This window comes from Singulisphaera sp. GP187, from assembly GCF_900129635.1.
Lineage (GTDB): Bacteria > Planctomycetota > Planctomycetia > Isosphaerales > Isosphaeraceae > Singulisphaera.
Genome location: NZ_FSRB01000001.1, coordinates 5181648 through 5195704, shown reverse-complemented (window position 1 = coordinate 5195704; position 14057 = coordinate 5181648). Strand labels below are relative to the sequence as shown.

Sequence of the window (14057 nt, the reverse complement as noted above, 5' to 3'; positions counted from 1 at the left end):
ACGACAGTCCTAACACGCCAGGACCGAAGCGCGAAGGTCAACCCGAGACGGAGGGGTTTCCTAATAAGCGGAGAGTTGCCCCCGAACGGCAAGAGCGGTCAAAATCAAAGGACGATCCTGACCCACCTGATTTCTTGCCAAGAATCTTTTGCCGTCTTGCCAGCGCCGGCTCTCTCATGGGTGGGGCCTCATTCGAACCGAAGACAAAAAGACCGAGGAGGCGCAATGCCGACGGCATCGGGGTCGGGGACACTCGGGCAGATCCAACGCCTGCTCGAGGAGGGGACGTTCACGGGCGTATCCGACGCCCGCTTGCTCGAACGGTTTGTCACCCGCCGCGACGAGGCCGCGTTCACCGCGCTGGTGGAACGGCACGGCGCGATGGTCCGGAACACCTGCCGGGCCGTGTTGAAGGATCCGAATGCGGCCGACGACGCGTTCCAGGCGACGTTCGTGCTCCTCTTTCGCAAGGGGGGATCGATCCAAGGCGGCGAGGCACTCGGGGGCTGGCTGCACCGGGTCGCCTACCGGGTCGCGCTCCAGGCCGGGGCCGCCGCCGCCCGCCGCCGCGACGTCGAGAGCGCCGCGGGTGGTTTGCGGGGCGCCGAGCGCCCGGCGGCCGACGACCTCGGCGGATTGCTTCACGAGGAAATCGAGCGACTTCCCGAGCGGCTCCGTCTGCCGTTGGTCCTCTGCGACCTCGAGGGGATGACCCGTGACCAGGCCGCCGAGCGGCTCGGCTGGACCGAAGGGGCGCTCCGCGGTCGATTGGCCAAGGGGCGTCAGTTGCTCCGGAACCGGCTGACCCGGCGGGGGATCACTCTCGCCGTTCCGCTTGCACCTCCAATGGCCGTCCCGCAAACGCTGGTCACAACCACCGTCCAGGCCGTGGCTGGCGGCGCGTCGGGTGCGGCCTCGGCCCTGGTGAGGGCGGTCTCACGCGGCTGGATCCTGACCCGGCTCAAGGTCGCAGGGGCGGCCGTACTGGTCCTCGGGACCACGCTGGCCACAGTGATCTATGAGTTGGATCAGACCGACCCGGCCCGGCCGATTGCAAAGCAGGAGGCTCCAGCCCGGCAGGTTCCCACGGCGCCAGTGGTCCCAACCCACGAGCCGACGGACCGCGTCGAGGGACGGATCCTCGACCTCGAAGGGCGTCCGGTCGCTGGCGCGACGGCCAAGGTCAAATGGGTATACACCCCCCCCGACGGCAAGCTCGATGCCTGGATCGACACGATCAAGCGGTTTAGCAAAAAGCCGTACGGGCTGAACACCACAAACAGTCGCGAGCGGTTCTCGGCCACCACCGGACGCGACGGCCGGTTCCGGATCGACGGAATGCCCCGCGACTGCATCGCCGTGGCCTCGATCGCCGGACCGGGGATCGAGACGACCGAGGCATACATCCTGACCCGCGACGTCCCCACGATCCGCACCAAGGACCCGCGCTCGGGCGACCGCCAGGCGATCATCTACTACGGTGCCCGGTTCGACCACGCCGCCGCCCCGGCGCGACCGATCGTCGGCACCATCCGCGACAAGGACACCGGCGCCCCGATCCCCGGGGTCCACATCACCGGGATGCCCATTCTCAGCGGGAGCCTGATCCCGACGCACGATGTCGAGGCGACCTCGGACGCCCAGGGACGATACCGGATCCAAGGCCTGTCACTCTCGCGCGGGATCAGGCTCTTCACCGAGGCCCCGATCGGCCAGCCTTATGTGAACGGCACGTTCGACTCGCCGGCCATCGAGCCCAAACCAAGCCCGTTCACCTTCGATATGACCCTGAAACGCGGGATCCTCGTGCGCGGGCGTCTGACCGACAAGGCCACGGGACGGCCCCTCGCAGGCAAAGTCATCTACAACGCCTTTCAGGATAACGCGTACCTGGGCGAGTTTCCGAACTTCCGGCAGAATACCCAGGAGAATCGGGTCCCGATCTCGGGGAGTGACGGCCGGTTCACGATCGCGGCCCTGCCGGGTCGCGGCCTCATCGCGGCCCGGGCGAAGGAAGAGCGATACCTCCACGGTCTCGGTACCGACTCGATCAAGGGCTTCAATCGATCTCACGGAGCCTTCATCACCTATCCCTCCTATTTGATGCCAAGCAACCAGCACGTCATCGCGGAGATCAACTCAGCACCCGGGAAGGATGTCGTCGACCTCAATCTCGAGGCCGATCCGGGCCGCACGGTCACGGGCACGATCGTCGATTCCGACGGCCAGCCCCTCCTCTTCGGAAACGGAGTCGAGGTCCGCACCCTCGACCTCTTACAGATGCCGCAACAAACCCCGGGGGACCCGACCTTCGTGGTCACCGGACTGCCCTCGGGCCGTTACCGGCTCGACTTCATCCATCGCGGCCGCAAACTCGCCGGTTCGCTCGCCCTGCGCGGTAACGAGACGGGTCCACTCACCGCGAAACTTCAACCCTGGGGCACCGTGATCGGCCGGGTCGTCGACGAGGAAGGGAAACCCCGGACCGACTTGGAGATCTTCAGCGAAACCCGCGAGCGCCCCGACCCCGAGGCTGGCGACCTTGTTGAAAAACCGACGGTCGACGGCCAGGGGCGATTCCGCCTCGAGGGCCTCGTCCCGGGCGTGAAATACGACGCCCTCGGAGACGCCCCCAACAAGGCGACCGGGCCGATTCTGAAAGGCGTGCAGGTTGGGCCAGGTGAAGTGAAAGACCTCGGAGACGTCGTACTCCCAACATGGAAGAAGGATCAGAGCTAGAGCGGCTTCCCCTGAGGATGACCGTTCATCCTCAGGGGCGAAACCTGGTGGGCCGTGCCCACCCTACAATTTAGAGGCCCGCCACGGGCTTGACCGTCAGGGTCAATTCCTTGCCGTCACGGAGCACGATTACGGGCGCTTCGCGGCCGGCGGGGACGCCCGCGGCGGCGGCGTAGACGTCGGTGATCGAGGTGGTCCAGCGGCCGTCGAGGGTGGTCAGGACGTCGCCCGGCTTCAGGCCGGCAATCGCGGCGGGCGAGTCGGCCACAATCGACCGGATCGGCACGCCGGGCGAGCTCAGGCCATCGACCGGGTCTCCCACGCTCAGGCCCCAGAGTGCGCTCGGGGCGAGGGTCCGGTGGCGGGCGACTCGAGGGCCGGCCAGGCGGTCGGGAAGGTCCTTCATGAGGTTCCGCACCGGGCCGTCAACCGGCTCGAACGTCATCCGATGCGCCTGGTAGTCGATCGTCGTCCGATACCGCGCGAAGAAGGTGTAGCCGATGATCCCGTCGAGCGGACGGTCGAGCATATCCCCCATCGCCTTCAAGAGCGGGTGGTCGAGGACGATCACGGGGACGTTTTCGGCCGTCATCTCGCCCATCTCGAGCTTCTTGACATCCGCCTCCCCCCGGATCGAAAACAGGAACGACCGAGGCGCATCGGCCTTGATCGTGCCCGACTCAAGCGACGCCTTGTTGGTGAGCAACGTGATCGGCGCTCCGACGTCGAAGATCAGGTCGAACGGCCCTTTGCCGTTGATCTTGGCCCGGACCACCATGTGGTTGGTCGCGAGCATCTCAAACGGGACCGTCCCTTTCTGGCCGGAAGCCTTCGGCTTCTGCGCCGGTTCCACCGGGGCCGGGCCGGCTCCGAACGCCACGAGTCCGGCCAGCGCGGTCGCGAGAATCAGGGTCCGATGAGACAAGACTGAAGTCATTGACACATTCATGGTTCAGAATCCCTCCCCGGCGGTGAGTGTCAGCTCTTGGGTCGCCGGGCCGCGGCGGACGGACAGGGGGACGCGATCGCCGGGCTTGACCTCGGCAACCGCCTCGAGGGCAGCCTTCAGGCTCTTGACATTGCGGTTGAGCAGTCGGACGACTTGATCGCCCGCCTGAACGCCCGCTTTCGCCGCGGGGGTGTCGGCCAGGACACGGTCCACGCGCAGGCCGTTATCGGCGGCCTCGGCCAGTTCCAGGCCGAGGAATCCGCGCGGGTGCAATTCCTCTTCGGGCTGCTTGCCCACCAGGGCGGCGGCGAACTTGGCAACCGGGCCCAGCAAGTTCATCGCCTGCATCTCGGCCGGCGGGCCGTCCCCCGGTCGGCGGTCGGGGGCAGGGGGGTCCCTCGGCTCGAAGGCGAGCCGGGTCCAGGTCATCCGGTCCCGGGTGGGATCGAGCTCGAGCCGAAACCGGGCCAGGACCGTGAACCCGAGGATGCCGTCGATCGACGCGCCGGGGAGTCCCAGGGCATTCATGCCGACCAGTTGGAACGGGTCTTCCACCCGCGCCTTGAGGTTGGTCAAACTGGCTCCGCCCTCGAAGTCGAGGCGGTCGACCTGAGTCCAGAATGCCTCCTTCTCAGGCTCCAGGCCGATCTTTTTGGCCGTCTCGGTCGCCACGTAGAGCGCGGGGGCCCCGGTATCGACCAGAAAGTTGAACGGGCCTTTGCCGTTGATCCGGACTCGGACCAGGAAGTGATTGGTGTCGGTGAGGCGGTAGGGAACCTGGAACGACTCGCCGACTTGCCGGTCCCGATTTGCGTCGGGAGCCGGGGCCAGAGCCGCCAGGGCCAGCAACAGACCAAGCCGTGAGAGCCGTCGATTCATGGGAGCATGTCGCCTTCGATGCCCGAATTCTCTGCTGTAAACCGAACGCGATCGTACCATCTCAGTCTATACGCCGACCAGTCGCCCGGAAACCGCGGCCGGCCGAAAGAGGCGTGGGCCCACCGCGCGCGGCGGCTCGATTCTCGCTCGAATCCGAGGGCCAGGTCGGAAGGCCGAGAGATCCGTGAGGAGCGGTCGGCCGCGCTGCGGGGTGGAGTGGAGCGCCTCAGACCGAGCGTCGAAGCGGAGACGAGCTGGCGGCCTTGGGTTCGGCCTGGCCCACCGAGGAGTGAGCCGATTGGCAGGCCTCGAGCAGCTTCTCGAAACTGATCGGTTTCGGGAGCATCAGGTCGGGTTTCAGCGGTTCCAGGCTGGCGATCCGCTCGGGATCGAGCCCGGCCGAAATGACGGCCACGTGGGAGGGAATCCCCGCCTCCCGCACGTGGCGAAGCACATCCTCGCCGTCGCCGTCGGACAGCCAGAGGTCGAGAAGGATCCAATCGGGCGGCGGATCGAGGTTCTCCAGCGCCGAGGCCACGGTCCGGGACAACCTGACCTCCCACCCGAACGCCTGGAACTGAGCCCGCAACGCATAACCCATCGCCAGGCTATCCTCAACAATCAGAACATGGCCTTCACCAACGATCATGGAATGTACCCAGCGTGCATGCAAAATTATGCACCCTAAAGGCTAGGATCAGACTTTCAAGAGGAACCATGCATGCAAATCCCAGTCCATGAGACGGGTGATTCGAAGAACTATCGCGGGGAAGGCTCCTCGACCCGGACCCGACGGGCGCCGAACGCGATCATTCGGGCCGGAATGTTACGGAGGATTGGCAGCCGGAGCAAGACGCGAAGCAGGAGGGGCAGGCGAAACGGCTTCCCTGACTGGAGGGCCTGGGCGACGATGATCTTTTGCATCCGTTCCTGGAACCCTTGGATCACCCGGACGGGCCACTCGCGCCTTGCCTGGACGGCCGCCAGATCCTGCTCCTGGAGCCGATCTTCCTGGAGCGGCGCGGCGAGCAGGTTGGCCGCCTCCACGGCGTCCTGAATGGCCACGTTGATCCCGACCCCTCCCACGGGAGACATGACGTGGGCCGCGTCGCCAATCAACAAGAGCCCGGGCTCGTGCCAGCGCGTGAGTCGGCTCGACTCGACCGAGAGCACCGCAACCTGCTTCCAGTCGGTCAAGAGCTCGACCCGGTCCGCCAGCCAGGGCACCAGCTCGGCGAACGAACGGTGCAGCCGCTCCAGACCGCCTCCTCGGAGCTGCTGAAAGCTCCCCTTGAGAATCACGTAGCCCACCTGCCATTCCTCAGCACGCTCCAACACGACCGCGAAGTGGCCGTTGTGAATGGCAAGCGAGCCGAGGTCTCGGGGATCGTCCGGCCGCCGCGGCAAGCGGAACCAGGCGACGTCCATCGGGGGCGCCGTCTTGACCGGCTCGAGCCCGGCCAGGCCGCGAATCTTGGAGAAGCGGCCGTCGGCCGCCACCGTGAGCGCGGCCCTCACTTCGTGCCAGCCGTTGTCTTGACCGCGATAGCGGATCCCGCGGACAGCGCCCTCCTCCTGGACGAGTCGCTGCACGTTGGCCCCCATGACCAGCCCGAAGCTGGGGAACTGGCGCGCCTCCTCGACGAGGAACTCGAGAAACTGGGCCTGGGGAAGCGTCGCGATATACGGATACTTTGTCTGGAGCCGGCTGATGTCCGCCAGGGTCAAGTCCCCGGTCGGCGTCGTCACCTTCAAGCCGCGGATCTGGCCGTGAGGGATCGTCTCCAACATCCGATCGGCCAAGCCCAACTGGTCGAGAACTTCCAACGTCGAGGGCTGGATCGTGTCGCCCCGGAAGTCGCGATCAAAATCTTTGTGCGACTCGAGCACCAAGACCGGCACCCCTCGTCGCGCCAGCAAGTACCCCAGCATCACCCCCGCCGGTCCGCCGCCGACAATGCAGCAGGTCGTCTCCCGCACGGCGCAAACTTCGTCCCCAGTGAGCGCGGCTGATTCCAGGGCATTGGGATTCGTTGGCATATCACTTCCTCTTAATTATCCAATTTCACCGACCCTGTTCCTCGGGTCATGTTTCAGAGCGATTGCGTGTCATTCAACCCTAACTTATCCTGAGGATTGCGCCCGATGATCCTTCGAGCGGCGACCCTCGGGAGCGGGCCTCATCCATAGTCGACCTCTCGCGCTTCCGCCGCCGGAATCCCGATCGCTCGCTCTGCGGCCAACGGCCGGATCGGAGGCTTACTTCGTTCCTTCGCTCATGCTTGCAAAAGGTGCCGGGGCCGCACTGCCGGAGACGCCTCACGGACGGCGCGGCCCAGCTCGAAAACCATCATCGCTTTATTGCTTCTGACCACGAGGGAACGGACAGGTCGCACTTGGGATTTCTCCGTACAAACTCCTTCTCTGCGGCGTTCGAAACTGCGGTGCCCGCCACTCGAAGGTGGGCCAGCCCCGGGATTGCCGAAAGTTCCATCAACCCCGTATCCGAAACCACGGTCATCAGGAGATCCACGGTAGTGAGGTTCTTGAGGGCCGCAAGTTGCTTGAGTCCGTCATCCGTCAGATTCACGCAATCTGAAAGGTAGAGGATGCGGAGGTTCCGGAGGGCCGCAAGTTCCTTCAAGTCGGCGTCCGTCACCTTCGTACCAGAGAGGTTGAGGGCGATGAGGTTCTTGGAGGCCGCGAGCTCCTTCAAGATAGCGGCCGTCACGTTGTTCTCAGAGAGGTCAAGAGCGGTAAGGCTCTCGAGGGCCGCGAGCTCCTTCGCCCCGGCGTCCGTCAGCAACCGCTCCCAATATCCTACTTCACCGAGGCGCAACTCCCCATCGATGGGCCCTCGGAGGTCGAGGGTGGTGAGGTTCTTGAGGGCCGGCAGCTCCTTCAAACCGGCGTCCGTCACCCTCGTCCCGGAGAGGCCAAGGGTGGTGAGGTTCTCGAGGGCCGACACTTCCTTCATGCCGGCGTCCGTCACCTCCGTCCCGGAGAGGTCGAGGGTGGTGAGGTTCTTGAGGGCCGACAGCTCCTTCAAGCCGACGTCGGTCACCTCCGTCATGGTGAGATTCAGAGTGGTGAGGTTCTTGAGGGCCGCGAGCTCCTTCACGCCGGCGTCGGTCAGGGAGGGCTTCGGGGCTGCCTCCGGAGTGACGGCGATGGGCAGACCGACCCCACCGTGGTCAAGGAGGGTGCGCTTCTTGAGGGCCACCAGTTCCTTTATGCCGCGGTCCTTGAGGGCCGCCAGTTCCTTCATGCCGGCGTCCGCCACCGTCGGCTTAATGGGGCCGAGGATGGTGAGGTTCTTGAGGGCCGACAGCTCCTTCATGCCGGCGTCCGTCACCCTTGCACCGCTGAGGTCGAGGGAGGTGAGGTTCTTGAGGGCCGACAGTTCCTTCAAGCCGGCGTCCGTCACCCCCGTAGCAGTGAGGTCAAGGGAGGTGAGGTTCTTGAGGGCCGGCAGTTCCTTCAAGCCGGCGTCCGTCACGGACGCAAAAGAGAGGTCAAGGGTGGTGAGGTTCTTGAGGACCGCCAGCTCCTTCAAGCCGGCGTCCGTCACCTCCGTCATGGCGAGACCGAGAGTGGTGAGGTTCTTGAGGGCCGACAGCTCCTTCAAACCGGCGTCCGTCACCCTCGTCCCGGAGATGTCAAGGGAGGTGAGGTTCTTGAGGGCCGACAGTTCCTTCAAGCCGGCGTCCGTCACCTTCCCATTATTATAGAGTGCAAGGGAGGTGAGGCTCTTGTGGGCCGACAGTTCCTTCAAGCCGGCGTCCGTCACCTCCGTAGAAGAGAGACCAAGGGAGGTGAGGTTCTTGAGGACCGCCAGCTCCTTCAAGCCGGCGTCCGTCACCCTCGTCCAGGAGAGGCCAAGGGTGGTGAGGTTCTCGAGGGCCGACAGTTCCTTCAAGCCGGCGTCCGTCACCTCCGTAGAAGAGAGGCCAAGGGAGGTGAGGTTCTTGGAGGCCGCGAGTTCCTTCAAGCCGTTGTCAGTCACATCGGACCAGGAGAGGTTAAGGGCCGTATAGCTCTTGAGGTCCACGTTCCCCTTCAAGCCGGCGTCCACCACCGACGGCCTCGGGCCTTTTTCCGGAGCGACGGCGGTGTAGGGACCGATCCCATCGTAGTCAAGGGTGGTGAGGTTCTTGAGGGCCGACAGTTCCTTCAAGCCGGCACTCGTCACCCTCGTCCGAGGGAGGCCAAGTGTGGTGAGGTTCTTGAGGGCCGACAGCTCCTTCAAGCCGGCGTCCGTCACCTCCGTCCCGGAGAGGTCGAGGGAGGTGAGGTTCTTGAGGGCCGACAGCTCCTTCATGCCGGCGTCCGTCACCCTCGTCCGAAGGAGGCCAAGTGTGGTGAGGTTCTTGAGGGCCGACAGCTCCTTCATGCCGGCGTCCGTCACCTCCGTCCCAGAGAGGTTGAGGGAGGTGAGGTTCTTGAGGGCCGACAGCTCCTTCATGCCGGCGTCCGTCACCTCCGTCCCAGAGAGGTTGAGGGTGGTGAGGTTCTTGAGGGCCGACAGCCCCTGCATGCCGGCATCCGCCACCGTCGAATTAGTGAGGCCAAGGGTGGTGAGGTTCTTGAGGGCTGCCAGTTCTTTCATGCCGGCGTCCGCCACCTGCATCTCCCAGAGCTTGAGAGTGCTGAGGTTCTTGAGGGCCGACAGCTCCTTGAGTTGAGCGGCCGTCAACTTCATGCGCCAGAGACCAACGACTTTGCCGAACTGTTCGACCTCCCCGCCAAGCTGTTTTATCGCCTGGATCGCAGCATCCTCGGCGGGATCGGCCCGAACGATCGGCGGAGCGACGAAGCAACAGAGCGTGACCACGAGAAGTCTCATGAAGTTTTCCTATTTCGTTGTCCGACCGGAAACGGTGGCGTCCTATGCAACTTGAATGGTCGGGAAGCTGAGCCATTCGTCTCGCGACCAGACACGATCGGCCAGGCCTGCCCCCATCGCCGGCGTGCGCGATCGCCAACGGCCATCCTCAGCCCGGATCCGGAGCGTGCGCACTTCCCAGCAGAAGTTGTCACAGTACAACGTGAAATCGCTTATCGGCTCGCGAACATGCCAGTCTTTGTTAAACCGATAGATCCGACGCGCCTTGCGGGCATTGCGGCCCCGGTCCATCCCGTGCCGTCGCTCCACGAACGACGTGTTCACGCTCCGGTTGACCGGAGACCTGGCCAACACCGCGGCCAGCCCGTCCGGGGTCCCGAAGACCTGCTCCCGGTCCACGGCAATGACGCGGCCCTTCTCACGATGCTTCCGCACCGTCGCGTAGTTCAAACCCCGGGGCAAGCGGCGTTCCGGCACGATCCGCGGCCGGCCCTGGCGGCGCCGGGACGGGGGCGGAACCGGCTCACTGAACGTGGTTCCGATCACCGTTTTGTAGACCGGCGCCTCGTCGCTGGTGATCAGATCCGGGGCCCGGCCACCGAGTCGCTGCTTCACCTCGGTGACAATCGCTTCGGCGTTCTCGAGGGTGCGAGTCCCCGGGACCACGGCCAGGACCAACCGGTGTTCGGGGTCGTAAGCGACCTGGTCCCAGTAGTCGCCCTTGTGAGCATCGGCGGGGTCAGCCGGATCGCAGTTCCGCTGCTTCTTGGCGACGAAGGCCCATTTCTCATCGAACTGGACTTCTCGGGTCCGAGGGGGAAAAAGCCACGAGCTCGTCGTGAGCGTCGTGGGCGTGCTGCCCGGCCCGGCGAGCCAGGCGGGTGACGGTGTCGCGGTAGACGCCGACGCACCGGCTGGTCTGTCGGGTGCCGTTGCCCTCGGCAAGGTGATCGAGCACCGAACGGGCCTTGTCGGTCGGGAGTTGGGAGCCGAACAGCGGGATGCCCTTGCGTTCGGAGAACCGGTACTTGCAGGCTCGGCAGTAGAGGAGTCGGATGGGGTTGAGCTTGCCGAAATGGCCGCAGACGGTGAGGTTTCCGGCGTCGCGTTGTCCGTAGAGTGAGCAGTCGGGATTCTGGCAGCAAAAGCGAGTGAGGTCATGTATGATTCAGCAGGGACCGGGCCATGCCCGGGAGTCGGGATGCAGACGTAAAAATAACGCTTGCTCATCATTCTACGTCCGTGACCAGCACAAGGTTTAATCGCTCCGGGACACCACCGTTCCTCGTATTTTCAAATGCGATTGACAAAAATTCATGAAATCCAGTTGTTTGAATTCAGCCCCAACGGGGCGGCCCAAGGAAGCCCAGGGCAACGCCCTGGGGACTCGTCCACGAGGATCAGCAGCCCTAAAAGGGCGACTTAAAAGGTTATACCAGAACGATCTACGTCGCAAGGCCGCCGCTCGAATGAGGGATTGTCTCATTCCGTATTTCCAGTGGTTGACAGTTGTTGCGTCAACTTCTTTGGATCGGACTTGAGTACCTCCCAGAAGTCGTAACTGGGCAGTTTCAGGCCCAGCCGCTGGTACGGGCAGACGTCCTTTCTCGGGCCCGAACGGAACGAGTGGGTGTTCCAGTACAGACGCTTCAGGTCGAGCATCGGCTGGGTCATCCGGCGGTGTCTCGACTGCTGCATCCGCAGCACGCTGTTCATGCACTCGACCGCGCTGCTCGCTCGGAACGTCTCCTCCAAGACCACCGCGACACGGGCGTAAGCGGCTCGCTCAAGGTTCCGTGCCGACCCACCGCGCGGACCAATTCCGTCCCTGGGTCCGAGGGCTTCATTCGGCGGTGCCACAGCCACCAACGCCAGGCGAGTGCCTCGCGCCATTGCGGCTCCGGCTCCGCAATCTCCAGGCGGCAATGCATCCGGTCGAGGAACGCCAGGCTCCGCGGGTCGTTCAAGAAATTGCGAGACTTCTCGCCGATCTCCACCAAGCCGATGACCGGCTATAAGCCGTTTTGCTCTTGAAAGATAGGGCTTGTGCCCTGGTAATGAGGTTTACCACAACTCTCAGCACCAGGGACACAAGCATGGGCACCGAAGCACCCACACCGATTGTTATACCCGTTTACTCCGCGCCCAAGAAGGCCCCATGCCCAGGATGTGGCAAAGCTGGCCGACGCAAGCGAACCCAGACCCGGACCGTACGCACCGTCGCCTACAAGGCCATCGCCTACCTCGAGATCACCTACGGCGAGTACACCGCCCTCTGTGGCTGCTGTACCACGTTCCGTAATACCCCGGACGACGTGCTTCCCAAGGCCAAATATGACAATAAGGTCCGCGACTTGGTGCTGGGCCGGATCCTTCAAGACGGCATGAATATCGAACGGACCTTGGAGTCGATTCGCCGCGAGTTCCTCCTGGAACTCTCCTCAGGATTCGTCTACGACGTGCTCCACGATTATGTGGCACAACTCGACATGAGCACCCACAGACGCGAGGTCCTCGAGCACTTCAGTGGCACACTCTGCATCGACGAACTGCACCTGGGCCGTTACGCCTTGCTTTTGGCCACCGACCCGCTGAACAATCTGCCGGTGGCCTTCGCCCTGGTCGCCGCCAACGACCAGGATCACATGCGACGGTTCCCCAAGAACCTCAAGACCTGGGGCTTGCATCCCCAGGTCGTCGTCACCGACGGGTCGAACCTCTATCCTGCCGTGCTGAAGGAATTGTGGTCCGATGCGGATCACCAGTTGTGCGTCTTCCACGTCATCAAGGACATCAACAAGCTGATCCTCGATGCCGTGCGGCGGATGCGGACGGCGATGAATCGACGGGGCAAGGCCGGGCGCAAGAAGAAGCGAGGCCGCAAGGGAGCCAAATCGAAGGCCGCCGCCGCTCGCCGGGGTATGACGGTCAAGGAGAAGGCCCACTTTGTGTTCAAAAATCGATATTCGATCGTGAAGCGTCGAGAGAACCTCACCGAGTTGGAACAAACCAACCTGAAGCAAATGTTGGAGTACCTGCCCGAGTTGGCCACGCTCCGGCGGTTCGCGGATCGGATTTACTGGCTGTTCGATGCGTCAAAAGACTATCACCAGGCGAGTTGTCGCCGTTCTGTAGTCGTGCATGACTCGGCGTTCCAATCGGTGCCCGAGTTGGTCAAAGCGTTGGAGCATTTGAACCCGGAGAAGTTCCCCAAGTTGATGGCGTACTTGAACAATCCGGCCAGTCGGAGGGTGCGGACGAACAATCAAGTGGAACGCACCAACCGGCGGTTCCGGTTCCTGGAGAAAGTGCGGTACAAATGGCGACGCCGCCGAACGCTGGTGCGGTTTGTCGTTATGACACTCGATCAGGTGTGGACGAAGTGGACTGCGGCGAAGAGTACCGAGGTTCCGGACCCGGGGCGGAAAGTAAAGTCACCAGCGAATGAAGGCTAACGATCACGTCAAATCGCATGAAATCGCGGTGGAGATCAGCGAGAAGTGTCGAAATTGCGGACCTTCGACCAGTCGGGGCCGGTCAGGTCCTTCGTCCCCTCGGCGATCGCGGCGGCGGCTCCGACGCGGTCGTTGAGCCGGCCGTCGGGGGTGAACAGGTCGAGCGCCGCGTGCACCCGGTCCCAGGCCGACTCCAGCCGCTGGGCCTGTTCGAACCGCTCGATCGCGCGGGCCCACGGTGCCCGCGCGGCCGCCGCGGCGGCTCGCGCGTCGAGGCCTCGTTGTTTCGCGGCAGCGACCTTGGCGTCGGCGGCCTCGGCCAGTTCCCAGGCCGCCTCGGCGCCACGCCAGTGTCGGGCGAGAACCCGCTTCGCCTCCATCGTGGTGTGGAAGACGTCCAGGCCGTGCGTCAGGGCCGGGGCGGACGAGTCGATCGCACGCCCCTGGGCCAGCTGCGCCACCGCCGAGCCGATCCCCTTGGCGGCGTCGGAGACGGCGAATTCCAGACCCGAGAACGGCTCCAACTGTTCCTTCCAGGTCGCGGCCGATCGGTCCTTGGCGTTCTGGCAAAAGACGGCGGTCATGCTCGCCGGCTCGATCCCGACCAAGGTCGGTCGCCCCCAAAAAAGATCTCGTCCACCGCGAGGGTCTGGATCTGGGTCGCACACGCCGGGTCGAGGGCCTTGAGCACCTGGCCGGCTTGCCGGGCCGCGTCTTGAACCCAACGCCCTAGAGTCGAATGGTCGGGGACCTGCTCCGGGGCCAGGAGCACGCCGAGCAGGTCTTCGACCTGGCGGAGGCTGACCCCCATGGCGAAGGCGGCCGTGGTGAGTTGGCGTTGTTTGGCCTTGTCGAAGAGGATCCGGCCTTGGGTCTCGCGTTTCAGTTCGGCGATCCGCTTGCGGAGCCGTTGATTCTCCTCACGGAGTTCGACGACGTCCTCGGGCGTGGGTTCGCCCTTGAGTCGCTGCTCGACCTTGCGGGAGTGCTCGTAGACGGTCTCGCGACTGCAACCGGCCAGTTCGGCTTGTTGAGTGACGGCCCCGTGCTGCCCCGAAAGGACAGCAGCGGCGTTGAGAATCCAGACGCGCGGTGATAACTTGAACATGGGAGGTCCTTCCGTGTTGGTGACACGCCTTGGTCGGATGTCATCACATCACGGCGGGGCCTCCCAATCCACTCAAACTGT

General features: G+C 64.2%; 11 protein-coding genes. 2 read left to right on the top strand and 9 right to left on the bottom strand.

Annotated features, from left to right (window positions below; translation table 11 throughout):
* Positions 1 to 225 precede the first annotated feature (225 nt).
* The gene (locus BUS42_RS20155) at positions 226 to 2739 is read left to right on the top strand and encodes a sigma-70 family RNA polymerase sigma factor (RefSeq protein ID WP_074309145.1); all 2514 of its coding nucleotides are present in this window, start codon (positions 226 to 228) and stop codon (positions 2737 to 2739) included.
* A 70-nt stretch (positions 2740 to 2809) separates the two neighbouring features.
* Here BUS42_RS20155 and BUS42_RS20150 read toward each other — a convergent pair whose 3' ends face one another.
* From BUS42_RS20150 to BUS42_RS45240, 7 genes are all read right to left on the bottom strand, one after another.
* Complete coding sequence (locus tag BUS42_RS20150) at positions 2810 to 3688, bottom strand: PDZ domain-containing protein (protein WP_074309143.1); 879 nt, start codon at positions 3686 to 3688, stop codon at positions 2810 to 2812.
* 3 nt (positions 3689 to 3691) lie between these two features.
* Complete coding sequence (locus BUS42_RS20145; protein ID WP_074309140.1) at positions 3692 to 4567, bottom strand: aspartyl protease family protein; 876 nt, start codon at positions 4565 to 4567, stop codon at positions 3692 to 3694.
* Positions 4568 to 4793: 226 nt separating this feature from the next.
* Positions 4794 to 5216: a response regulator gene (locus BUS42_RS20140; protein WP_074309139.1), complete on the bottom strand. Its 423-nt coding sequence runs from the start codon at positions 5214 to 5216 to the stop codon at positions 4794 to 4796.
* Between the two features lie 110 nt (positions 5217 to 5326).
* Positions 5327 to 6607 carry an FAD-dependent oxidoreductase gene (locus BUS42_RS20135; RefSeq protein ID WP_074309138.1) on the bottom strand — a complete coding sequence of 427 codons (1281 nt, stop codon included), beginning with the start codon at positions 6605 to 6607 and terminating at the stop codon, positions 5327 to 5329.
* A 310-nt stretch (positions 6608 to 6917) separates the two neighbouring features.
* Positions 6918 to 9413 carry a hypothetical protein gene (locus tag BUS42_RS42895; RefSeq protein ID WP_143206392.1) on the bottom strand — a complete coding sequence of 832 codons (2496 nt, stop codon included), beginning with the start codon at positions 9411 to 9413 and terminating at the stop codon, positions 6918 to 6920.
* 42 nt (positions 9414 to 9455) lie between these two features.
* Positions 9456 to 10358, bottom strand: a complete 903-nt coding sequence (locus BUS42_RS43745; RefSeq protein WP_159452263.1) for a hypothetical protein — start codon at positions 10356 to 10358, stop codon at positions 9456 to 9458.
* A 537-nt stretch (positions 10359 to 10895) separates the two neighbouring features.
* The gene (locus BUS42_RS45240) at positions 10896 to 11306 is read right to left on the bottom strand and encodes a hypothetical protein (protein ID WP_254053628.1); all 411 of its coding nucleotides are present in this window, start codon (positions 11304 to 11306) and stop codon (positions 10896 to 10898) included.
* 203 nt (positions 11307 to 11509) lie between these two features.
* Here BUS42_RS45240 and BUS42_RS20095 point away from each other — a divergent pair, with 203 nt between their 5' ends.
* Entirely contained in the window at positions 11510 to 12868 is a 1359-nt protein-coding gene (locus BUS42_RS20095; protein WP_074309136.1) for a transposase, read from the top strand.
* A gap of 35 nt (positions 12869 to 12903) precedes the next feature.
* Here the strand turns inward: BUS42_RS20095 and BUS42_RS20090 are convergent, their stop codons facing one another.
* Complete coding sequence (locus BUS42_RS20090) at positions 12904 to 13452, bottom strand: hypothetical protein (RefSeq protein WP_074309135.1); 549 nt, start codon at positions 13450 to 13452, stop codon at positions 12904 to 12906.
* Complete coding sequence (locus BUS42_RS20085) at positions 13449 to 13976, bottom strand: hypothetical protein (protein ID WP_074309134.1); 528 nt, start codon at positions 13974 to 13976, stop codon at positions 13449 to 13451. Before BUS42_RS20085 ends, BUS42_RS20090 begins: the two co-directional genes overlap by 4 nt.
* Positions 13977 to 14057 lie beyond the last annotated feature (81 nt).